Origin of the sequence: Chryseobacterium hilariae, from assembly GCF_051400735.1 — a bacterium.
GTDB lineage: Bacteria > Bacteroidota > Bacteroidia > Flavobacteriales > Weeksellaceae > Chryseobacterium.
This window is the reverse complement of record NZ_JBLFFJ010000004.1, coordinates 373,774-394,445: the sequence shown is the minus strand read 5'-3', so window position 1 is coordinate 394,445 and position 20,672 is coordinate 373,774. Positions and strand designations below refer to the sequence as shown.

Genomic DNA, 20,672 nt, shown 5'->3' with positions numbered 1-20,672 from the left:
GCTACGATTTTAGCTGATAAGCAACTGCGTAAAATTTAATCTGTTTTGTCATCGCCATTAGCCCGTTTGCTCTGGATGGTGAAAGAAATTCCTGAAGTCCGATCTCAGAAATAAATTCAAAATCAGAATCTAAGATTTCCTGAGTGGAATGGCCGCTGTAAATGCTTACTAAAAGAGAAACGATCCCTTTTGGAAGAATTCCGTCAGAGTCTGCATCGAAAAAAAGCTTACCATCTTTGAATTCAGCATCAATCCATACCTTACTCTGGCATCCTTTGATAAGATTATCATCCGTTTTGCGGTCTTCGGGAAGTCCTTTTAATTCTTTTCCAAGATCAATAATATACTCATACTTTTGTTCCCAGTCATCAAGAAACGCAAACTCTTCAATGATTTCCTGCTGTTTTTCTTTAATGGTCATTTTATTTAACAAATTTTTAATGCAAAGATACCATTTTTTATAAAGATTATTTATTTTGATGCTTTTTCAAAAACTTTCAGCAGTTTTATTTCTTCATTTTCCCAGCAAAATACTTTAGAAGCCTTCTCAAGTTCATCCTGATAGCTTTCCCTTCCCTTATTGAGGATTTTCTGTACTGCAGCTGCAATATTTTCTGGCTGGTGGTCTTTAATAATTTCTCCCACATCAAACTGATTTTTGATATTCTTCATTTCGGGAAGATTGGACAGGACCAACGGAACACGGGATTGGATACAGTCTAAAACTTTGTTCGGAAGTGAATAAAAGTAACTTTCGCCTCCGTTTTCTTCGATACTCATCCCCACATCAGCTGTTACCGTTATTTTTCTCAGGTTTTCCGGTTTTAATTTTCCTAAAAACTGTACTTTATCTTCAAGCTTTTCTTTACTAACAAGATCTTGATATTCTTTTTTTCTCGGGCCGTCTCCTGCTATTTTAAAAACTACACCGTCAAGATGATGCATTGCCAGAATAGCTTTGTCGATACCGCGAAAAGGATTAAGTGCTCCCTGGTATAAAAATATTTTAGGATTATTTTGGGGAATTTCTATTGTAAAATCCTGTAGTCTGGGCGCATTTTGAATGACTACCGGATCAACTCCGTATTTTATTTGGAACCATTTTGCGTAACTTTTGCTGGCCGTAGTCATAAATTTAAGCTTGGGAATGACTTTCTTTTCCAGATATCTCCAGATTTTTTGTGACATTTTGCCCTGAATTGCAGGCATTTCTGAAAAAATTTCATGACTGTCAAAAACCAAAGGGATATTTAATTTTTTGGCAATGAGATAATTTGGCAGCAATACATCAACGTCGTTGGCATGAAGAATTGTATTATAATCTGCCTTTTTCTTTAGCTCATGATATAGTTTCCAGTTAAATTCGAAGTAAGCCGTTTTTAAACTTGCGGAAGATAAATGCATCCTTGAAAACGGATAAGGCCGCTCCATGGGATCCGCTCCTTTCCAGTCATTACCTATCAGTTCTATCTGATACCCGTCCTCATATAAAGTCCTGCATACTTTTTCTATTCGCTGATCCGTATACAGGTTGCTGAAAGCAGAGGTAATTACTTTTTTCTTCATTACTTTTTGTTTCCTGCCAGTAAATGATAAACCTGAATAAAGCAGATCAGTCCATTTGGGATAATAACCGGCCATAGCATTCCATTGAAGATACCATAAATGACAAAGCAGATACAGCCTATCATATTGACTATTCTAATTTTTCTTACATCTTTTAATATAAAACTCAGTACTATAAAAATGGATGCAGAATAACCAATATATGTAGTAATTTCAGGATTCATGAGGAATTTTTAAAGGATAACAAACTTAATCATTTTCAATAAGATAATAAAATTTTTTCTGCCATAAAGTCATTAATTGATTTTTGGTAAAATATTTGTAATTTAGATAATGAATAAATGGCACCGCTGCCATTATTCTAATGAGATATATTATGGATTATAAGTTTTCACAAGGTTTGAGCCAAGTGTTCAAACAAAGCAAGAGCGAAGCGAAAAGGCTCAAAAGTGAATTTCTTAATACAGAACATCTACTTTTAGGTATTATAAAAACAGAAAACTCTGCAAAAGAAATCCTTCAAAACCTTAATGCGGATTTAACACAAATCAGAAGAAAAATTGAAACTCTAAATACAGCAAGTCTTAATCCTATTTCTGAGGAGGTTACTAATATTTCTTTCACTAAGATGGCAGATCATGCGATCAAACGTGCTGAGCTGGAATGCAGACAATATAAAAGCAATGAAATTAATACCGTTCATTTGCTTTTAGGCATTCTTTACAAATATGAGGACCCTACTTCAAATATTCTGGGAGCTTATGACATCGACTATGAAGGAGTTTCAAGAGAATACCAGACGATGCTTAAAAATTCCGGCCAGGCACCACAGATGAGTGCTTATGATGATGATGATGACCGGGAGGAATTTGAGCAGATGAGAAAGCCTTCAGGAAATCTAGGCTCTGCAAAAAGTAAAACACCTACATTGGACAACTTTGGCAGGGACTTAACTTCTTTGGCAAGAGATGGAAAACTGGATCCGGTAATCGGCCGTGAAAAAGAAATTGAGCGAGTTTCTCAGATCTTATCGCGTAGAAAGAAAAACAACCCACTCCTTATAGGGGAGCCGGGGGTTGGTAAATCTGCGATTGCGGAAGGGTTAGCTTTAAGAATTCAACAGAAAAAGGTTTCCAGAGTTCTTTACGGAAAACGTGTGATCACTTTAGATCTGGCAAGTTTAGTGGCCGGAACAAAATACCGTGGTCAGTTTGAAGAAAGAATGAAGGCCATCATGACTGAACTGGAAAAGAACAGAGATGTAATCCTATTCATTGACGAGCTTCACACTATTGTTGGTGCGGGAAGCTCTACAGGAAGTTTAGATGCATCGAATATGTTTAAACCCGCTTTGGCAAGAGGTGAAATTCAATGCATTGGGGCAACTACTCTGGATGAGTACCGTCAATATATTGAGAAAGACGGGGCTTTGGAAAGAAGATTCCAGAAAGTAATGGTAGAGCCTACTTCCATTGATGAAACCATTCAGATCCTGAATCAGATTAAAGATAAATATGAAGAGCATCATAATGTAGTCTATACTCCGGAGGCTATTCTGGCGTGTGTCAATTTGACATCAAGATATATTACAGACCGTTTCTTACCGGATAAAGCTATTGATGCCATGGATGAAGCTGGTTCACGTGTTTATATTAAAAACATGAAAGTTCCGACCGAAATCATCGATTTTGAAAAGAAAATCGAGGATATTAAAGAAATGAAGCAGAAAGCAGTTAAGGCTCAGGATTATCTTGAGGCCAGAAAGCTTAAAGATGAAGAAGAACGTCTTCAGATGGAACTGAATGCGGCTCAGGAGAAATGGGATAAGGATGTAAAAGAGAAAAAAGAAACGGTAACGGAAGAAAATGTAGCCGAAGTGGTTTCTATGATGAGTGGTGTTCCGGTAACGAAAGTCGGTAAAAATGAGCTTGATAAATTAGCTCAGATGGATGAAAAGCTGAACGGAAAAGTGATTGGTCAGGAAGACGCTGTGAAGAAAGTTGTAAAAGCAATTCAGAGAAACAGAGCCGGCCTTAAAGATCCGAACCGTCCTATCGGTACTTTTATTTTCCTTGGTACTACCGGGGTTGGTAAAACCGAACTTGCCAAAGTAATGGCAAGAGAGCTTTTCGAGTCTGATGAATCTTTGATCCGAATTGACATGAGTGAATACATGGAAAAATTTGCGGTTTCAAGATTGGTTGGTGCGCCTCCTGGATATGTCGGATACGAAGAAGGCGGACAGCTGACTGAAGCTGTGAGAAGAAAGCCTTATGCTGTGGTTCTTCTGGATGAGATTGAAAAAGCTCACCCTGATGTGTTCAACATTCTTTTACAGATCCTGGATGAAGGTCATGTTACGGACAGTTTAGGAAGAAAAATTGATTTTAGAAATACGATCATTATTCTTACTTCAAATATCGGAACAAGAGATCTTAAAGATTTCGGAGACGGTGTAGGATTCGGAACTTCAGCCAAGAAAACAAGTTCAGATTCAAGAGCAAGAAGTACGATTGAAAATGCACTTAAGAAAGCATTTGCTCCGGAATTCTTGAACAGAATTGATGATATTGTGATCTTCAACTCTCTTGTACAGGATGATATTAAAAGAATTATTGATATCGAACTGAATAAGTTATATGGCAGACTTGAAAAATTAGGCTATAAAGTTGAGTTAACCGAAGAAGCGAAAGACTTTATCTCTGAAAAAGGATGGGATAAAGATTTTGGAGCAAGACCGTTGAAACGTGCTATCCAGAAATATATTGAAGATTTATTGGCAGAAATGCTGGTAAACAAGCAATTATCTGAAGGAGAAACAGTGATACTGGATCTTAATGATGCAAAAGATGCATTGATTGGAAAAGCTCCTAAAGCTAAAAAAACGACTGAAAAGTCTTCACAATCGTAATTGATTAACATCATATATTGAAAAGCACCGGAAAATCCGGTGCTTTTTGTTTTATATGTTTTGGCCAAAGCCTTTTCATATATGTGTAAAAATTAAGCAGGCTAAAGTTCTTTTCTATTAATAATTTTGGTAATGCTCTCTTTATTTTAACCACAGATTTCACGGATTTTCACAGATATTTGCGAAAGTATTACTTTAATAATATCAACAAATAAAGTACTTAAAGAGCATACATTTTGATAGCCATTAGGGCATGATCTGTGAAAATCCGTGAAATCTGTGGTTAGAAAATATTGTGAAAAACAATTCTTATAAACAAAGATTAGAGCCCTACTACAAACCCAATACTTGGGACAAGACCGCTAGAGAAAACACTTGAATTTTCTTTCCACAGTACATTGTACATTACTCCCAACTGCATAAAAGAGTTTCCTCCTATTCTCTGCATATAACCGCCGCCAAGATACAGGGCAGTTTCCTGCTCATTTACTTTATAATCGTAAAATTTGTCTTTATAATTGATAAAGTACTGTTGAAGATTCGCTCCTACATAAAATGATCTCGCAAAATAATAGTTGGCGAAAGGTCCCACCCCAAACATCGTGGATTTATAATAATCGGAGGTTTGCCAGGAAACACTTCCTACCACACCAGCCTCAAGATCATCGGTAAGTCTGTACCCCACTCTGGGAGAAGCCTGAAGGTAAAAGGAACTGTTGCTGCCAAATCCTAACCCAATTCCCCCACCAAAGGTCCAGCGATTGGTTTCTGCGACAGGTGTGCTGGTGGTAATCTGGGAAAATACAGATCCTGAAATCATCAGCATTACGGGAATAATAATTTTTTTCATATTAATATCGTTTTTATCAATGTTTAAAATTATGGTTTTTTTGCGAATCTTTTTAATTGTATTTTTGCCGGGTCAAACTAAGGGCTCCCGTTAAGAGTTCCGTAAAATTGAAATAAAATGAAAGTAGTAGTAGGATTATCTGGAGGTGTAGACTCCAGTGTTACAGCGTATTTGTTGCAACAACAGGGCCATGAAGTGGTGGCTTTGTTTATGAGAAACTGGAATGATGCTTCGGTAACGCTGGAGGATGAATGTCCGTGGATTGAGGACAGTAATGATGCCCTGATGGTCGCTCAGAAATTAGGAATTCCTTTCCAGGTCATCGATATGAGCGAGCTTTACAAAGAGCGCATCGTAGATTATATGTTTGATGAATACCAGAAAGGAAGAACTCCGAATCCGGACGTTCTATGCAACAGAGAAGTAAAATTTGATGTTTTCATGAAGACCGCGATGTCTTTAGGTGCTGATAAAGTGGCTACAGGACATTACGCACAGGTTAATTCGACCTTTGATGAAAACGGAAAGGAAATTTTCCATCTTTTAGCCGGAAAGGATAACAATAAAGATCAGTCTTATTTCCTGTGCCAGCTGAACCAGGATCAGCTGTCAAAAGCGTTGTTCCCTATCGGAGAGCTTACCAAGCCTCAGGTAAGGGAAATTGCCAAAGAAATCGGGCTTGTAACTGCTGATAAAAAGGACTCTCAGGGATTATGTTTTATCGGAAAGGTAAGTCTTCCGCAGTTTTTACAGCAGCAGCTGATTCCCAAAGAAGGAGAAATTGTGGAAATCTTCAAAGATTCGCCTCTGTTTTCAGTAGAGAAACCTGAATTTTCTTCGAAGGAGGAAGAACTGGAATTTTTATCCAGAAAAATCGATTATAAAAAATCTGATGGCAAAGTAATAGGGAAGCATCAGGGTGCTCAATTTTTCACGATCGGACAAAGCAAAGGACTTGGTATCGGCGGGCACAAAGAAAGCTGTTTTATCCTCTCCAGAGATATGGAAAACAATATTATTTTTGTGGGAGAAGGTCACAGCTCTCCGGGACTGCACAAAAAAGCATTAAAAATTGACAATTCAGAGGTTCATTGGGTTCGTGAGGACTTGAAGCTGGAAAATGGCGGAACTATGGACGTAATGGCGAGATTCAGATACAGGCAATCGTTGCAGAAAGCCGTTCTCTATCAATTTGAAAATGCGGCTTATATTGAATTTGAAGAACCTCAGTCAGCGATTGCAGAAGGACAGTTTGCAGCCTGGTATATTGATGAAGAGCTTATTGGAAGCGGTGTTATTGCCTAAAGAAAAAATTTTTGAAAATTTTCTGTAACTCAGTAAATGACAATAAAAATATCACTATGAAAACTACTTCAAAAAACCAGTATGCTTTTGTGAATCAGATTTTAATCGCTGTAGTAGGTGGCGTTTTTGGCTATAATCTTTACCAAGCGATTGTACATCAGGAAACCTCAAATATTGCAGCAACTCTTATTCTGGCAGTTGTAACTTCTGTAATGGTCAGAAAATACGGTTACAAACCGATAAAGGAAAAACAGAAAAATTAAATCATTTTAATGATCCTTATAAATCCCGAAGCATTTATGTTTCGGGTTTTTTTTTATTGATCTATTGAGTTTTTAGTACTTAATTCTATTCTTGAATTCAGTTGATATAAAAATCATATTAACAATAATTTCCGCCATCAGAATACTGAATAAAATTCCTACCGGCCGGTCTAAGCTCAACCCCCTGAATAATTTAATAACGCCTAGAAGAAAAATAAAGATCATGAAGTAAAAAGAGATCTTAGAAGGACGTTCCCTGAAGAATTTTAAACTGACAACAGATAGATAAAACCCTATGGTCAGGGTAAAATAGAATTTTAAAAATTCCGGTCCTCTTAAAACAATGGGGTTCAGTGTATGATAAAATATAGCCAATCCTATAAAGCTTATCAATACTGGTATTGAGTGAATGATTATCTTTTTCATAGCTCCGTTTTTAACCTCCACATCCTCCTCCGCAACCACCACAACCTCCTCCGCAGCCGCTGCTACAACCACTTCCCCCTCCATCGCCGCTACAGCTGGAAGCACCACCATCGCCACCTCCGCCTATACTGCCATCATCTTTCTTCTTAACGGTGATATTATCGCTGTTGGCCTGAAATGAGCCCACTATATGAAAAAAAATAAAAAAGCCTATGATTGGCAATGCCACTAATGTTAATGTTCCAATAACTTCTCCCAGACAGGACGACAGCATGAAAAGGGCAGTAAATAAAGGAACGATTCTTAACCTTTTCAGCCATGTTGTCCTGACCCCGGTTTTTTCTTTTTCATACCAGATACCCTTAGGAGCTTCCTGCTGAAAGATCTCCTGATAGCTTTTCAAAGTATCTGAAAACCAGTTCCTGTGTTTTCTATTTTCATTAGAACCTCCTTTTGAAGGATGATGATGGAGTTTTCTTTTTAAAATATTCGGGCAGAAATCTTCCCAGTAATTCTGGGTATAAATCAAATGCATGTGCCATACTTTGTCTACCGTTTCGCTTGGAGAGGCTCCATTGGGAAGGATGCAGCAGAGATAAACAAATTTTTTGTACTCCTGAATAGCTTTTTGAGTAAAATCTAAGGTCCACCGTTCTTCTTTAGCTAGTTTTTTCGAAAAAGGAAAATCAGCATCTGAAGCATCTAATGAAAAACTCTGGATCCTGCTCCAAAGGGTTTCGTCTTTTAATAAGATTGTTGTTTCCATTATGTTAATTTTTGTTTTTCTACTCAAATATCATTTGATTTTAGAATATAAAAGTCTTTCAAAAATCTTATCTGGATGTATAAAAATCTTATATTAGTCTTATATTTAGATTTATCTGATACCTCATATTTAAGACTAAAGCTGATGAAAAAAGAAGATATTCTGCACCTTGAGAAATTAATGAATTTTTTAAGCCTGCATTTTTTAAAGAAAAATCATTGGGAAGATGTGACAAAAACCGAATGGTCGTACATCAGTTCGGAACTTAATGACCTCATCATCAGTGATCATTCTGAAAAAGAAATCAAAAAAGAGCCTGATCTTCTGGGGTCAAACTATCTCTATGAACATCTGATTATCAACAAACTAAAGAAATACAAACAAAATAGCAATGCTGTTTTACGCAGACCTAATCTTGCTAAGCTAAGCCAGATCGTGAAGGTTTTAGGCTATTCCAATTACATTGATTTCATTAATTCCAATACTGAAGCATTCAATTTCAATGATCTCAGGATAGAAATGAATAATGTGAATCAGAATACGGCTTTGCTGGAGCGTTTGGTTGGCTGCTGGTATTCCTACAACAGAAACCTCCCGGAGAATCCCCTTCAGTCCCGGGAAGAGCGTATATGGCGTTCCGCTATGGAAATCTATAAGTCTGAAACCTCCGGCGAATATTTCATCGAAAGAAGCGGCGGAGATCACCATAAATATTTTGGAAAGGTAACAGCTTATTCAGATTACGTATTCATCATCATGAACAGCAATACATTCATCCGTCAGCGACATTTTATCTCAAGGATAAAAGATATCAAGGAAAAGCTCAAAAATCCAGAATATAAGCTCCATGAGGTTCATTTTATAAGTACATGTATTAGTTTTAATCAAGAGCCAATAGCCCTGTTCGAAATATTCCAGAAAGCAGACAGAAAGACTTTTATTTCCGACTCCATCAGTTTTCCGATTGACAGTGATGAAATCCCAAAATCTATTATACAACAGCTTGAAGATACTGAGTCTAACAGGATTGATTACAGATAGTTACTGCTTAGGAGTGATAGGATTTGAGGGTTCGGCTTTAAAGTTAAGCGATATGGTTTCATTATCAATGCTTTAATCTTACTCTAGCCTAAACCAGAATCTGATGTCTGATGTCTGAAATCTAATCAATCTACCCTATCAGCCATTCTTTAAAATCTTTTACCCTGTCCCGGCTGACTGTGATCTCTTCCTGTGGCTGAAATTCCATATCAACTTTGTAATACGGTGAGGTGTGGATATTTTTTATATGGTCTGAATTGATGATAAACTGCCGGTTTACCCGGAAAAATTTCTTTTCTTCCAGAATATCTTCAAGCTCATCCAGCGTGAAATCTGAAGGATAAGCACGTTCTCCGGTCTGGAGATAGACAATCTTGTTTTCACTGAAAAAACAGCTTATTTCCTGTGTCTGGACTATTTTCAGATTATATCCTATCTTCACCAACACCCTGGAAAGTGTAGATTTTTCTTTCCTGATCAGCTGTTTGATGTCCTCAGAGCCTGGTGTATTGCTGGCCGGTATAAATGATTTGAACTTTTCTACTGCCCCCGAAAGATCTTCTTCCAGAATAGGTTTTAGAAGATAATCAATGCTGTTCAGCTTAAATGCTTTCAAAGTATACTGATCAAAAGCTGTGGTATAAATGATAAAGCCTTTGGTAGGTATTTTTTCAAAAATATCGAAAGATAAGCCATCACCAAGAACGATATCTGAAAAAATAAGTTGCGGATGCTCATTTTCAGAGAACCAGGAAATTCCTTCTTCTACTGATTCTATTTTGCCAACGATCTCTATTTCGGGAAAATTACTCAGCATTCTTTCCAGTTTCCTTGAGGCAGGTTTTTCGTCTTCGATAATGACAGTCTTTATCATGGCGTATAGTTTTTAAAGTAGGAAATAAAATTAGAAAAAACAGCTTAAAAATCTATGCTCTTTTTGCTTTTTTTCATCTCTTTTTCTATGATCTCCCTTTCCCATTCTGCATCTAAAAGGAACAACTTTACAGCTTTTACTGTCAAAATAACACCCCATATGAACAAAATGACGGATCCGTCGAATAAAGAAAAGTCAATTTTCCCATTTTCAAAAACATCATTAAAAAATATAATTCCAGCTACTATTCCAAACCAAAGTAAGCTTTTGTAAAATTTCTTTAGCTGAGTGACTCTTTCGTACGCACTATCGTAATCCATGATCGTTATAGTTTTATGATTAATTATAATGTTTTTATATTTTTCCTTTCCTGATCCATTAATTCTTTGATCTTTTTTTCTTCCCACTCTTTTCCAATCCCGAAAACGTTCACCGCATGAGCTAAAATTCCGATTCCCCATCCTAGCATGGGCCAGTAGAACCATAAGTGTTCCGGTGATGTTAGCAAATTCAATGCGAGCAGGAAAGGAATAACCAAACAGTATGAAGTAAGATTTCCGTAGAACCCTTTCAGTTCTTTTACTCTTTTTGCTGCTTTTTCATAAGCCAGTGTTTCTTTTGTGTATCCTAATGTTTCCATAATTGTTATTTTAAAAAGGTAATTTGTTTTTGTTGAATCAAAGGTAGTTCAGAAACAGGGCTCCAATCAATTTTATATGACTGAGTCGTAGAATATGCTTTCTGAATCGTAAAAAGTTTAACTTAACTGTATAAGCTTTGTTTTTGGATGTTCCTCTTTTTTGTCTCCCACAGATCCCGCAGTTTTACAGGTGACTATATTTGAAAGAAAAATCAGTAAATAAAAGGGATAAGCTTTTTGGTATTTTTCCGGTACTCTACATATTCCTCTCCGAACTGTTCTACCAAAGCCTGCTCTTCAATTTTTATACGATAAGTGAAAGCGATAAATGGTGGCAGGAACGCCAGGGACAAAGAAGCCCAGTTATTAAGATAAAATCCTAATCCTGAAGAAGTTAGAATGGAGAATGTATATGAAGGATGCCTCAGGTATCTGTAGAAGCCGTTTTTCTTGATCTTATGATCTTGTTTTATTGTGACATCCACTGTAAAATACTTACCTAAAGATCTGATTATTATAAATCTAAAAACAATTCCTATAAGGATAAAAGCTTCGCCTGCATATAAAATCCAGACTCCTTCGGTGATTGGGAATTTTGTGATATATGATATCGTTACGGATGCTGCAATGGAAAACGGAATGGCCATCCATAAAATATTCAGTGTGGATTTATCTTTGTCTTTCCTGTCCTCTTTGCCGGATTTCAGCATGTTTTTATAGAGAATCTCTGTAAGAAACCAGGCAACCATTGAGAGTGTAAATAAAACTTGGAGTAAATGCATATTATCAGATTAAGATAAGGTGAGTTTAAACTTCATTTTCAGCGTTTTTAGCTTTTCTTTTTCTCTATCAGTTTCCTGATTTGTTTTTCTTCCCAATTTCTAAAAAAGCTAATATTGGATGAAAAAGTGATGATAGCATGAGTTATCAGCCCAATTCCCCAAAATGTTGCCGTTAAAAAGTTATTGAACTGAAAATAACTCTCTCCGGGTTCTAAATGCTTAATATTATACACTACAATCATAGCATTCACTGCGATATACGAGAATAAGTGTCCATAGAAGCCCCTTAACCTTTCAACCTGCCTTTTGGCCTGCTGGTAACGGATGTCATTTTCATTGTAGGTTTCCATTATTTCTATTTTTTTGTTTATCCATAATTTCCCGGATTTTCTTTTCTTTCCAGGATTCTCCTACTCCAAAAACCTGAAATGCGTGAGAAGCCAGACCAATTCCCCATCCTAGCATTGGATAAAAGAACCAAAGGTGCTTAGGAGAAACAATCAGGTTTAAAATGATTAAAAAAGGAATGATTGTACAGTAGGAAATAAGATTACCATAAAAGCTTTTTAACTCTTTTACGCGTTTCCTTGCTTTTTCATAGGCTCCGTTTTCATCATCAGCTTTTACACTGATATTGTTTGGCTTAGTGGAAAGTATCGGAACTTTTACTTTAAAATAATCTTCTGATTTCTCAATGAAAACGTTCTTCTTGGTAAGCAGGGCATACCGCTGAACAATATTGGCCAGCCCAATTCCCGCGCTTTCTTTCATCTGCTCTCTTGCCTGCAGGTTGTTTTCTATACATAAGGAATCATTATCTGAAAATATTTTAATAACTAAAGGTTTTGAAGAGGTTGCAAAATTGTGTTTGATACAGTTTTCGAGCAAGAGCTGTAATGAAAGCGGCACAACATACCTTCTGTAATCTTCTTTTTTAACATCAAAAATAAAGTCTACGCTATCTTCAAATCTTGTTTTTAAAAGATCACAGTAAGTTTTTGCAAACTCAATCTCGTCTTCTATCGTTACCAATTCTTTGTCTTTCTGTTCAAGAACATAACGGTAAATCTTTGACATTGAAGCAGTAAACTTCTGCGCCTGCGCCGGATTCTCATCGATAAGAGAGCTCAATACATTTAAAGAATTAAATAAAAAATGTGGGTCCAGCTGGTTTTTCAGGCTTTCAAACTGTGCATTGGCAGATTTTGCGATGAGCTTCTGTTCCACCACTTCTTTCCTGGATGTTTTCTTAAGCTCCTCCATGAAGCTTTTTGCATGAAGAAATGCGGAGATAAGAAGCGCAATATTGATCATGAACCAGTTTGTTGTGGCATATTCTTTAGAAAAAAAGGTTTCTGCTGTGGCCACTTTCTGAATCACTACATAATTGATATAATTACAGAAATATACAAGCATAAAGTTTCCGATAATAATGGAAACGATACTTAAAATAGCTCTTGTTCTTGTTGTTTCGGACCAGGGAAACTTTTTATTGAGAAAGTCATTTATAAAAGCATTTCCAAATCCAAGAACAAAAGAATACATCGTAGAGATCAGAAGCGTAATCAAAAAATTGTAAAAAGTCTTCTCTTTTGTGAAAACCAAGAAGAAAAATAGCGCTGTGGCCAACGATACCCAAAATAAAATTATAAATCCTTTACGTTTCATGATCCGTTTTCTTGACTCAAAATTAGTCTTTAATAAAGGTATCTAAAATTATTTTTTACTGAAAGGCAGATTTTTCTTTCCGAATGGAATAAAAAAACCTTCCGTGTCAGGAAGGCTTGGTTTTCGTTATTACTTTGCCGACATACTGATAAAATATTCAGCTTCTACCCTTCCCCAATTCGGATCTAAGGCTGTTTTAGGTTTGTAAGCATTAAATTTTGCAATGGCCTCTTTAAACATTTCTATTCCTTTGGTTTTACTTCCGCCATACTGTTCAGGGGTAAAATAGGTGTCTTCTGCTTTAATAAGAGCTATCCTTGGGTTGGAAGGATCAAGCTTCTCTGCAATACCAAGCTCCTCAGTAGCTTTAGCACCATCTGTCATATAACGCTGAGCCGGGTTGACCATCATTCTTAAAGATGCCGCCATTTTTCTCAACAAATGGATCTCCGCATTATCCGCTCCCGCAAGGTTTTGGGCGCTTGCCAGATATTTATCAGCCTGAGCTGCTGTTTCATCCAGCTCCTGCATGTTTCCGTTTCTCATCATCAGCCTTCCTTTTTGAATCTGGGAGAATGCTGCGTAGTATGGAGGAAGCCATTTTGAGCTTTCTTTACTGCCGATTCTCTGAAAATCGTTAGCCAGAGCCTGGAACTCTTCAGGCGTTTTACAGGTTTCTGTTTTAGCGATTTTTTCGGCCATTATTTTTTCATAATCTGCCTGTGCAAAAGCAGTTAAGCTCATAAAAGCTAAAGCAAAACTTAATAGGTATTTTTTCATTATATTAATTTTTTAAGTTAGTTAATTGTATTTTCGAAGTTATGTATTTTGTAATTATTATAATATCCGTTGCTGTTATTTTATAAATTATTATTGATTGCGTCCTGCGTTCTGTCCACTCCAAAACTGATAAAAGCGCCTATAAATACAAAGGTATTGACTGGTGGGACTACTGATGAACTCCTGGCACCATCCAATGAGAAATTGTATCCGTAAACATTTTTAGATCCTAAAACATTGGAAACACTCAATACAAATACGGTAAAAGCTTTAGCATCTTTTTTTCCAAGATTCGGAAGGTAATTAAAGCTGATGTTAAGCGCATTATAATCTTTCAGCTTTCCTTCATTTCTTATATAATTGATCATGTTTCCATTTTCATCTTTTGTTGCTATATCATAATAAGGACGGCCTTTGGAATAGGTATAAGATAAATTGACGCCCAGCTTCCATTCCGGAATAAATCTCTTGGCCACAGCAGAAAGAGTATGTGCAGAAGCAAAATTCGGTTTTAAGCTGACCGGGTAATTGATGAAATCTCTCTTTGAATCAAGAAATGAATAGCTGATCCAGTAATCGATGTTGTCAAATGTCTTTTTATCTCTCCAGAAAAGCTCCAGACCTTTGGCATATCCGAAACCATTGTTGTTCAGAGCCGTCTGTACCTGCTGATTCTGCTCTTTATCCGGCGTGATATTGAACATTTTGATTAACTGATCATATTTTTTATAAAAAGCCTCAAAACGCAGGCTTCTGCCTTCTGACGCTCTCTGAACCTGGAAAATATAATGTTGTGATTTCTGGAAATCAAGATCTGCGGGGCCGTTGATGTATTTGCTCTCAGGGTTCTGGTAGAATAATCCATAGGCAAAGGAAGTCGTCCAGTCTTTTGCCAAACGGTAAGCCAATGCAAAGCGCGGAGCAATATTACTTTTCCCCAGAAAGGAAGAGTTTTCTGCTCTTAGTCCTATTTTTGCCGACAATGCATTGCTGAACCCCAGGTCTGTTTCTGCAAAAAAAGCAGATATGAGATCTTTATAATTCTTCTGCACTTCTCCAAAGTTGAGCTTCTCATCCGTATTATTCAATTCAAAACCGGCTCTTACCGCGCTGATTTTATTTATTTTCCGCTCAAGAACAGCTTTGAAGTTGATATAATTTCCATCCGTTAAAAGTTGAGATCTTCCTGATTCTGTTCCGTGAGTTTCCGTAGAAAAGTTAAGGTCAGATCTGTTGTAAGAATAAGAAGTTCCTGCGTTTAAAAGGTATTTCCCGAATTTCTGTTTGAAGGACAGATTGTGGTAGGTGTTTTTTCCTTTAAGCCTTACCAGCGCAAAATCATATTCCGGTTCTAAGCTTTCTGCTCTCACCCCCATTTTATTGGAATCGTACATTCCGTAATATTTAAAAAATCCGCCTGATTTTGTTTTGATTCTGAAATTAAAATCTCCGTTTAAGCCCTGTGGAGCATCAATAAAATCTGTATTAAAATTAAAAACCTTCTGCATAACGCTTAAAAGCGAATAACCCAAAGTGGCTCCGAAAGAATGGTTTTTATCTTCTCCAAGCTTCTGGAATCCGGCGCTCAAAAAGATGGGTGAAATTCCAAAATCATAAGAGCTTTGGTCCGGGAGATCTACGCTTTCCAGCATCAGTGCTCCTGAAAGGGCCTGGCCATATAATGCAGAGTAGCCACCACTTGAAAAGATGTTTCCTTTAAAAAGAGAGGTATTGAAGCGGTCCCTTCCTGCAATTCCCGGAACTGAGCTGGAGAAATAATTGTTGATCAGACTTCCATCCATAAAGATCTTGGATTCTGTTCCCGTACCTCCACGGATGAAAAGTCCTTCCGTTTCCCCTACTTTCTGTACACCGGGAAGATAATTTAAAGCTGAAGAGATCTGCCCATCCGCTCCTGCGGTAGTATAAATATCAATGGGTGTCAGCAGGGCTGTGGCTCTTTTTTTATCGCTGGCTTCTATGGAGCCTGCAGAAACCACTACAGCATCAATTTCACTGATCTGCTCTTTAAGCTCTGCATTAACTGAAACATCCTGATTATCAACCACTACTGTTTTTTCTACATCCTGATACTTCGGATGAGTAAATGTCAGGATTCGACTCCCTTTTTCTGACGTTTCAAAAGAAAAATTTCCCTGGGTATCCGTTGTAGCGCCGTCATAAGTATCTTTTAATGTAACATTTATTTCGCTGATCCCTTTATTTTTAAACGTAACCTTTCCTGAGATTCTGACCTGTGAATATCCTACAATAAAGGATAGAAAAGCAATCAAAAGTAACAGTTTATTTCCTTGTGTTTTCATGGGTTTTATTTTCGGATCAAAAATAACATGTAATATGTCTTTCTTTAAAATAAATTTTACTGAAAGGCATACTTTGGCTTCTGAATGGGAAACTGATGTGGTGCTGTTTTTGAAAAAAGGATTGAAATCATAAAGCCTTTCGGAAAATGTTTTATAAATTTATCGTTAAATCACTTTAAACCATTTAAAAATGAAAGGACAAACAATAGCATTACTGGCGGGGTGTGCATTTTTAGCGGCTTCATGCTGCACAACAAAAACGTACACGGTAAACGCTAAGAGCGGAACACAGACGGGTGGAACGGCAAAGTTTACCCAGAAAGGAGAAGAGGTGACCATGAAACTTGAAGTAACGAATCTTACTCCCGGTATTCATGCGGTACATATCCATGAAAAAGGCGACTGTTCTGCAGCCGATGGAACCTCTACAGGAGGGCACTGGAATCCGGCCAAGGATGACCACGGAAAATGGGGTACTGAACATTTCCACATGGGCGATATAGGAAACTTAACGGCTGACCAGACCGGAAAGGCTGTCCTTACTTTCAAAACGGATAAATGGTGTCTGGGCTGCACGGATGAGTCTAAAAATATCATCGGAAAAGGCCTTATCGTACATGCGGCGGCAGATGATTTCCATACTCAGCCTACAGGAAATGCTGGCGGAAGAGTGGGATGTATAGAGATTAAATAATTTCTATTGCAATAAAAAAACTCCGCTGATGTGTATCAGCGGAGTTTTTTATTTATGATTTGCTTCCCATATCGGAAACGATATTCATTGCTTCCTGCAGGTATGGATCTTTTTTCAGATTTTTGATCCACATTTCAGATTTTTTCTTGAAAGCTTCGTCTTTTTTCTCTCTTTCCATTTCAGCCGGATACATCGTGAACTTAAGACCGTTTTCAAATTTGCTTAAAGCTTTGAATTTCTCGATCTGAGCTTTTCTCTGCTTCATCAGTTCATTGAACTTATTAATGTTAAGTGTAATGTTTTCTTCTTTATCCAGCTTTTCTCTCCATTGGGCAGATTCAAGCAGAAGCTGATAGTTGCTGTTTTTAGCCATTCTGTCTGCGCTTGCTTTTTCAAGAGCCTGAATATTGAAATAGTTCAGTTTCTGGAAATTAGTCGCTGGAATTTTATCCCAGGCCAAGGCAAAATCATCATATCTCTCTCCTACTTCAGCATAGGTAAAGAAGTCTTTCATCTGGATATCGGAAACAATTCCTTTTCTCTGTGTAGATTCTCCTGTAATTTTGTAGAATTTCTGGATGGTCAGCTTTAAAGAACCGAAATCATCTTCAGTATTTAAGAACCTGTTCAGGTCCACAAAGGTCTGTACGGTTCCTTTTCCGAAAGACTGCGGAGAACCGATGATCATCGCTCTTCCGTAATCCTGCATTACACCGGCAAGAATCTCTGAAGCCGAAGCTGAAAGTTCATTCTGCATGATCACTAACGGACCTGTCCAGATCGGAGTTTCATTTTTATTCTTTAAGGTCTGGATTTTTCCGTTTCCGTCTTTTACCTGTACGTAAGGTCCTGCATCCATGAAAAGGCCCATGATATCGCCAACTTCAGTCAATGATCCTCCTCCGTTATTTCTAAGGTCAAGGACAATTCCTTCAATGTTCTGTCCTTTGAGCTTAATGATCTCATTTTTGATGTCATCAGAAGCATTTCTTCCTTTAGCATCCTCAAAATCAGCATTAAAGCTTGGAAGATTGATGAATCCGTATTTCTTTCCGTTCGGAGAGTTTACGACAATACTTCTTGCGAATGTATCTTCAATAGCAACTTCCTCACGGATCATGGTTACATCCTTAATGGTTCCGTCTTTCTTCTGAACCGTTAATGTTACCGGAGTTCCTTTTTCACCTCTGATGAGTCTTACGGCTTCATCAGAAAGCATTCCCACTACGTTCACAGCATCATCTTTCGGTTTTGATTTTACTTTTAAAATCTTGTCGCCTTCGGAAAGCTGTTTAGATTTCCAGGCCGGTGCACCAATCGTTAAAGCTCCAAGGAAAAGATTTCCTTTTTTCTCCTGGATAAGAGCTCCGATACCGATCACTTTTCCGGTGAACTGGGTATCAAAATCTTCTTTATCTTTTGGAGAATAGTAATTGGTATGCGGATCGAATACTTCAGTATATGCGTTCATATACACGGTAAACCAATCCATTTTCTTTCTCTTCTTGAATCTTGTGAAGGTATCTTTTACAAGATCTTTCACTTCATCAGTAGCTTTCTTGATTTTCTGATCCTGGTTAAGCGGCTGATATTTAATCGTATCTTTCAGCTTATACTTCTGAACAGAGTCTTTCTTCTCTTTCTGAGCTTCCTCCTTACTGTTCATAGACTCAATCTCCTGAAGAATATTGTATTTAATATACTTTCTCCACTCGTTATACTGCTCCTGTTTGTTGACAGGTACCTTTTTAAGCTTCGGCTCAAGAGTCAACGATTCGTCTTCTTCAAGATTAATCGGCTTGCTGAAGATATCCTGAGTAATTTTGTCTATCTCGTCCACTCTCTGATAAAGCCTGTCGATGGTAAGTTTGTAGAATATCAGATCGCCCTGGCTGATGTAATCGTCCAGCTTTGCTTCATGCTTGCTGAATTCGTCCATATCCGATTGCAGGAAGTATCTTTTAGCAGGATCCACCAGTTCGAAATAATGTTTATAAACGTCCTTTGAATAGGCATCATTGATGGGTTTCGGGCTGTAATGTAAATAAGAAAGTGTATTCTTTACGCTCACCATAATCGTCTGCATCTTTTCATCGTCATTCTTTGGCGAGTTGAAACAAAACATTAGACTTGTCAATGGAATTAGGAGTAAAAATTTATTCAGTTTGAAATTTTTCCACATAAACTGTCTTTATTTATTAATTTTTTTTAAAATATGTACTACAATTAGTAGCAGTAATTAATTCGCTGTTACAAACTATCAAATTTAATACCTTATTTATAATTATCGGATAGTTTTGAGTATTTTTGTTAAAATTTAATTTTTTTATGGAAAGACCACTTATTCTGGTAACTAATGATGACGGAATCACAGCGCCTGGTATCAGAAATCTTATACAATTCATGAACGAAATTGGAGAAGTTATTGTCGTTGCACCCAACTCTCCCCAAAGTGGAAAAGGCCACGCAATTACAATTAATTCTACCTTAAGCTACGAAGAAGTAACGCTTGACGGACCACAAACAGATTATTCCTGCAGCGGAACTCCTGTTGACTGCGTAAAAATGGCTCTTGACAAAATTCTGAAAAGAAGACCGGATATTGTAGTTTCAGGGATCAATCATGGAGCTAATTCTTCGATCAACGTGATCTATTCCGGAACGATGTCTGCAGCCGTAGAGGCAGGTGTGGAAGGAATTCCCGCTATCGGATTTTCGCTTCTAGATTTCAGCTGGGAAGCTGATTTTACCCAGGCAAAAGAACATATTCAGAACATTGTAAGAAGAACTCTTGAAAACCCAATGCCAAGAGGAATTGTACTGAACGTCAACATCCCGAAATTAACTGCAGGAGAAATAAAAGGCATAAAGGTCTGCAAACAGGCCAACGCCAAATGGGAAGAAAGCTTTGACGAAAGGGTGAATCCTCACGGAAAGAAATATTACTGGCTAACCGGATATTTCAATAATATGGATGATTCTGAAGATGCTGATGAGACGGCATTGGCCAACGGATATATTTCAATTGTTCCTGTAAAGTTCGACCTTACGGCTTATGAATATATGAAAACTCTTGAGGAAGTAATGAATTTCAACTGATGTACGGAAAGCTAGACAATCCTGTTTATCATTCACTTAATGAATATCACAAAAAGTTCTGCTTTAATTGTGGGGGCACGAAATTCTATAACCCTGAAGTAGCCTCTTTTGGCGGCGCAGCAGAGATTTCAACAGCAGAAGACATTACAGAATATGCGAAGATCTGTGATGATTTTTTGATTTTCGGAGCCCGGCCGGATCTTGGAAGTTTAAAAACTGATCTGTCACAGCTTGTATGTGACCAATATGTTCTTGAAAACCCGATTGAGCTTGATCTGACCGAGGAAATTGTTGAACTGAAAGAAGAAAACCACGAGGAACTCCTGGCATTTGTCATGAAGTTCTATCCTTATTATTTTAAAGCAAGGACGCCTGAACTGGGACGTTATTTCGGAATCTTTAAGGAAGGTAAATTAGTTGCAGTAACGGGTGAGAGAATGCAGATGAACGATATGACGGAGGTAAGCGCCGTGATCACAGATACAGATTATCTGGGAAAAGGTTTGGCCAAACAATTGGTCACTTTTGTGTCCGGAAAAATATTTGAAGACGGTAAAACACCTTTCCTGCATGTCGCAGAAAGCAATACCGGAGCTAAAATGCTGTATGAAAAGCTTGGCTTTATGCATAGAGGAAAAATAAACTTATGGGGCGTGAAAAGATAATTTCCCGCCCTTTTATTA

General features: G+C 37.5%; 22 protein-coding genes. 7 read left to right on the top strand and 15 right to left on the bottom strand.

What is annotated here, in order from left to right; all coding sequences use genetic code 11:
* Nucleotide 1: 1 nt before the first annotated feature.
* From ACMGDK_RS14345 to ACMGDK_RS14335, 3 genes are read right to left on the bottom strand one after another with little or no spacing between them, the layout of a single operon-like run.
* Nucleotides 2-421: a SufE family protein gene (locus tag ACMGDK_RS14345; protein ID WP_116010450.1), complete on the bottom strand. Its 420-nt coding sequence runs from the start codon at nucleotides 419-421 to the stop codon at nucleotides 2-4.
* A 50-nt stretch (nucleotides 422-471) separates the two neighbouring features.
* Nucleotides 472-1,566 (bottom strand): glycosyltransferase, encoded by a 1,095-nt coding sequence (locus ACMGDK_RS14340; protein ID WP_436808586.1) that lies wholly within the window; start codon nucleotides 1,564-1,566, stop codon nucleotides 472-474.
* Nucleotides 1,566-1,790, bottom strand: a complete 225-nt coding sequence (locus tag ACMGDK_RS14335; RefSeq protein WP_111954019.1) for a uroporphyrinogen decarboxylase — start codon at nucleotides 1,788-1,790, stop codon at nucleotides 1,566-1,568. Before ACMGDK_RS14335 ends, ACMGDK_RS14340 begins: the two co-directional genes overlap by 1 nt.
* A gap of 152 nt (nucleotides 1,791-1,942) precedes the next feature.
* Here ACMGDK_RS14335 and ACMGDK_RS14330 point away from each other — a divergent pair, with 152 nt between their 5' ends.
* The gene (locus tag ACMGDK_RS14330) at nucleotides 1,943-4,477 is read left to right on the top strand and encodes an ATP-dependent Clp protease ATP-binding subunit (protein ID WP_436808585.1); all 2,535 of its coding nucleotides are present in this window, start codon (nucleotides 1,943-1,945) and stop codon (nucleotides 4,475-4,477) included.
* A 322-nt stretch (nucleotides 4,478-4,799) separates the two neighbouring features.
* Here ACMGDK_RS14330 and ACMGDK_RS14325 read toward each other — a convergent pair whose 3' ends face one another.
* Complete coding sequence (locus ACMGDK_RS14325; RefSeq protein WP_436808584.1) at nucleotides 4,800-5,327, bottom strand: hypothetical protein; 528 nt, start codon at nucleotides 5,325-5,327, stop codon at nucleotides 4,800-4,802.
* A gap of 117 nt (nucleotides 5,328-5,444) precedes the next feature.
* Here ACMGDK_RS14325 and mnmA point away from each other — a divergent pair, with 117 nt between their 5' ends.
* Complete coding sequence (gene mnmA, locus ACMGDK_RS14320; RefSeq protein ID WP_436808583.1) at nucleotides 5,445-6,632, top strand: tRNA 2-thiouridine(34) synthase MnmA; 1,188 nt, start codon at nucleotides 5,445-5,447, stop codon at nucleotides 6,630-6,632.
* 56 nt (nucleotides 6,633-6,688) lie between these two features.
* Nucleotides 6,689-6,895, top strand: a complete 207-nt coding sequence (locus tag ACMGDK_RS14315) for a hypothetical protein (RefSeq protein ID WP_436808582.1) — start codon at nucleotides 6,689-6,691, stop codon at nucleotides 6,893-6,895.
* A 72-nt stretch (nucleotides 6,896-6,967) separates the two neighbouring features.
* Here ACMGDK_RS14315 and ACMGDK_RS14310 read toward each other — a convergent pair whose 3' ends face one another.
* Together ACMGDK_RS14310 and ACMGDK_RS14305 are read right to left on the bottom strand one after the other, a co-directional pair.
* Nucleotides 6,968-7,321, bottom strand: a complete 354-nt coding sequence (locus tag ACMGDK_RS14310) for a hypothetical protein (protein WP_436808581.1) — start codon at nucleotides 7,319-7,321, stop codon at nucleotides 6,968-6,970.
* Nucleotides 7,322-7,331: 10 nt separating this feature from the next.
* On the bottom strand, nucleotides 7,332-8,087 hold the full coding sequence (locus ACMGDK_RS14305) for a glycine-rich domain-containing protein (RefSeq protein WP_436808580.1): 756 nt from the start codon (nucleotides 8,085-8,087) through the stop codon (nucleotides 7,332-7,334).
* Nucleotides 8,088-8,231: 144 nt separating this feature from the next.
* On the opposite strand from ACMGDK_RS14305, the gene ACMGDK_RS14300 reads away from it, so the two are divergent.
* The gene (locus ACMGDK_RS14300; protein ID WP_436808579.1) at nucleotides 8,232-9,128 is read left to right on the top strand and encodes a hypothetical protein; all 897 of its coding nucleotides are present in this window, start codon (nucleotides 8,232-8,234) and stop codon (nucleotides 9,126-9,128) included.
* Between the two features lie 130 nt (nucleotides 9,129-9,258).
* Here ACMGDK_RS14300 and ACMGDK_RS14295 read toward each other — a convergent pair whose 3' ends face one another.
* The 8 genes from ACMGDK_RS14295 to ACMGDK_RS14260 all read right to left on the bottom strand — a co-directional run bounded on the left by ACMGDK_RS14295 (nucleotide 9,259) and on the right by ACMGDK_RS14260 (nucleotide 16,196).
* A complete protein-coding gene (locus ACMGDK_RS14295) occupies nucleotides 9,259-10,002 on the bottom strand; it encodes a LytR/AlgR family response regulator transcription factor (protein WP_436808578.1) in 744 nt (247 codons plus the stop codon).
* A gap of 44 nt (nucleotides 10,003-10,046) precedes the next feature.
* Nucleotides 10,047-10,322 carry a 2TM domain-containing protein gene (locus tag ACMGDK_RS14290; protein ID WP_436808577.1) on the bottom strand — a complete coding sequence of 92 codons (276 nt, stop codon included), beginning with the start codon at nucleotides 10,320-10,322 and terminating at the stop codon, nucleotides 10,047-10,049.
* Nucleotides 10,323-10,345: 23 nt separating this feature from the next.
* Nucleotides 10,346-10,642 carry a 2TM domain-containing protein gene (locus tag ACMGDK_RS14285; RefSeq protein ID WP_436808576.1) on the bottom strand — a complete coding sequence of 99 codons (297 nt, stop codon included), beginning with the start codon at nucleotides 10,640-10,642 and terminating at the stop codon, nucleotides 10,346-10,348.
* Nucleotides 10,643-10,854: 212 nt separating this feature from the next.
* On the bottom strand, nucleotides 10,855-11,424 hold the full coding sequence (locus ACMGDK_RS14280) for a methyltransferase family protein (protein WP_436808575.1): 570 nt from the start codon (nucleotides 11,422-11,424) through the stop codon (nucleotides 10,855-10,857).
* A 47-nt stretch (nucleotides 11,425-11,471) separates the two neighbouring features.
* Nucleotides 11,472-11,774, bottom strand: coding sequence for a 2TM domain-containing protein (locus ACMGDK_RS14275; RefSeq protein WP_436808574.1), 303 nt, complete (start codon nucleotides 11,772-11,774; stop codon nucleotides 11,472-11,474).
* Nucleotides 11,758-13,092: a 2TM domain-containing protein gene (locus ACMGDK_RS14270; protein WP_436808573.1), complete on the bottom strand. Its 1,335-nt coding sequence runs from the start codon at nucleotides 13,090-13,092 to the stop codon at nucleotides 11,758-11,760. The genes ACMGDK_RS14275 and ACMGDK_RS14270 overlap by 17 nt, the downstream gene beginning before the upstream one ends.
* A gap of 129 nt (nucleotides 13,093-13,221) precedes the next feature.
* Nucleotides 13,222-13,872 (bottom strand): hypothetical protein, encoded by a 651-nt coding sequence (locus ACMGDK_RS14265; RefSeq protein WP_436808572.1) that lies wholly within the window; start codon nucleotides 13,870-13,872, stop codon nucleotides 13,222-13,224.
* A gap of 80 nt (nucleotides 13,873-13,952) precedes the next feature.
* Complete coding sequence (locus ACMGDK_RS14260; RefSeq protein ID WP_436808571.1) at nucleotides 13,953-16,196, bottom strand: TonB-dependent receptor; 2,244 nt, start codon at nucleotides 16,194-16,196, stop codon at nucleotides 13,953-13,955.
* 190 nt (nucleotides 16,197-16,386) lie between these two features.
* Here ACMGDK_RS14260 and ACMGDK_RS14255 point away from each other — a divergent pair, with 190 nt between their 5' ends.
* Nucleotides 16,387-16,890: a superoxide dismutase family protein gene (locus ACMGDK_RS14255; protein WP_436808570.1), complete on the top strand. Its 504-nt coding sequence runs from the start codon at nucleotides 16,387-16,389 to the stop codon at nucleotides 16,888-16,890.
* A gap of 52 nt (nucleotides 16,891-16,942) precedes the next feature.
* Here the strand turns inward: ACMGDK_RS14255 and ACMGDK_RS14250 are convergent, their stop codons facing one another.
* On the bottom strand, nucleotides 16,943-19,072 hold the full coding sequence (locus tag ACMGDK_RS14250; protein ID WP_306841045.1) for a carboxy terminal-processing peptidase: 2,130 nt from the start codon (nucleotides 19,070-19,072) through the stop codon (nucleotides 16,943-16,945).
* A 146-nt stretch (nucleotides 19,073-19,218) separates the two neighbouring features.
* Between ACMGDK_RS14250 and surE the strand changes: the two genes are divergently transcribed.
* On the top strand, nucleotides 19,219-19,989 hold the full coding sequence (gene surE, locus ACMGDK_RS14245) for a 5'/3'-nucleotidase SurE (protein ID WP_436808569.1): 771 nt from the start codon (nucleotides 19,219-19,221) through the stop codon (nucleotides 19,987-19,989).
* Entirely contained in the window at nucleotides 19,989-20,654 is a 666-nt protein-coding gene (locus ACMGDK_RS14240; protein ID WP_436808568.1) for a GNAT family N-acetyltransferase, read from the top strand. Before surE ends, ACMGDK_RS14240 begins: the two co-directional genes overlap by 1 nt.
* The last annotated feature ends 18 nt before the right edge of the window (nucleotides 20,655-20,672 follow it).

What these genes read in the sequence shown, in the direction of transcription:
- ACMGDK_RS14345 (WP_116010450.1), bottom strand. Translation starts at nt 421, where the DNA reads ATGACCATTAAAGAAAAACAGCAGGAAATCATTGAAGAGTTTGCGTTT.
- ACMGDK_RS14340 (WP_436808586.1), bottom strand. Translation starts at nt 1,566, where the DNA reads ATGAAGAAAAAAGTAATTACCTCTGCTTTCAGCAACCTGTATACGGAT.
- ACMGDK_RS14335 (WP_111954019.1), bottom strand. Translation starts at nt 1,790, where the DNA reads ATGAATCCTGAAATTACTACATATATTGGTTATTCTGCATCCATTTTT.
- ACMGDK_RS14330 (WP_436808585.1), top strand. Translation starts at nt 1,943, where the DNA reads ATGGATTATAAGTTTTCACAAGGTTTGAGCCAAGTGTTCAAACAAAGC.
- ACMGDK_RS14325 (WP_436808584.1), bottom strand. Translation starts at nt 5,327, where the DNA reads ATGAAAAAAATTATTATTCCCGTAATGCTGATGATTTCAGGATCTGTA.
- mnmA (WP_436808583.1), top strand. Translation starts at nt 5,445, where the DNA reads ATGAAAGTAGTAGTAGGATTATCTGGAGGTGTAGACTCCAGTGTTACA.
- ACMGDK_RS14315 (WP_436808582.1), top strand. Translation starts at nt 6,689, where the DNA reads ATGAAAACTACTTCAAAAAACCAGTATGCTTTTGTGAATCAGATTTTA.
- ACMGDK_RS14310 (WP_436808581.1), bottom strand. Translation starts at nt 7,321, where the DNA reads ATGAAAAAGATAATCATTCACTCAATACCAGTATTGATAAGCTTTATA.
- ACMGDK_RS14305 (WP_436808580.1), bottom strand. Translation starts at nt 8,087, where the DNA reads ATGGAAACAACAATCTTATTAAAAGACGAAACCCTTTGGAGCAGGATC.
- ACMGDK_RS14300 (WP_436808579.1), top strand. Translation starts at nt 8,232, where the DNA reads ATGAAAAAAGAAGATATTCTGCACCTTGAGAAATTAATGAATTTTTTA.
- ACMGDK_RS14295 (WP_436808578.1), bottom strand. Translation starts at nt 10,002, where the DNA reads ATGATAAAGACTGTCATTATCGAAGACGAAAAACCTGCCTCAAGGAAA.
- ACMGDK_RS14290 (WP_436808577.1), bottom strand. Translation starts at nt 10,322, where the DNA reads ATGGATTACGATAGTGCGTACGAAAGAGTCACTCAGCTAAAGAAATTT.
- ACMGDK_RS14285 (WP_436808576.1), bottom strand. Translation starts at nt 10,642, where the DNA reads ATGGAAACATTAGGATACACAAAAGAAACACTGGCTTATGAAAAAGCA.
- ACMGDK_RS14280 (WP_436808575.1), bottom strand. Translation starts at nt 11,424, where the DNA reads ATGCATTTACTCCAAGTTTTATTTACACTCTCAATGGTTGCCTGGTTT.
- ACMGDK_RS14275 (WP_436808574.1), bottom strand. Translation starts at nt 11,774, where the DNA reads ATGGAAACCTACAATGAAAATGACATCCGTTACCAGCAGGCCAAAAGG.
- ACMGDK_RS14270 (WP_436808573.1), bottom strand. Translation starts at nt 13,092, where the DNA reads ATGAAACGTAAAGGATTTATAATTTTATTTTGGGTATCGTTGGCCACA.
- ACMGDK_RS14265 (WP_436808572.1), bottom strand. Translation starts at nt 13,872, where the DNA reads ATGAAAAAATACCTATTAAGTTTTGCTTTAGCTTTTATGAGCTTAACT.
- ACMGDK_RS14260 (WP_436808571.1), bottom strand. Translation starts at nt 16,196, where the DNA reads ATGAAAACACAAGGAAATAAACTGTTACTTTTGATTGCTTTTCTATCC.
- ACMGDK_RS14255 (WP_436808570.1), top strand. Translation starts at nt 16,387, where the DNA reads ATGAAAGGACAAACAATAGCATTACTGGCGGGGTGTGCATTTTTAGCG.
- ACMGDK_RS14250 (WP_306841045.1), bottom strand. Translation starts at nt 19,072, where the DNA reads ATGTGGAAAAATTTCAAACTGAATAAATTTTTACTCCTAATTCCATTG.
- surE (WP_436808569.1), top strand. Translation starts at nt 19,219, where the DNA reads ATGGAAAGACCACTTATTCTGGTAACTAATGATGACGGAATCACAGCG.
- ACMGDK_RS14240 (WP_436808568.1), top strand. Translation starts at nt 19,989, where the DNA reads ATGTACGGAAAGCTAGACAATCCTGTTTATCATTCACTTAATGAATAT.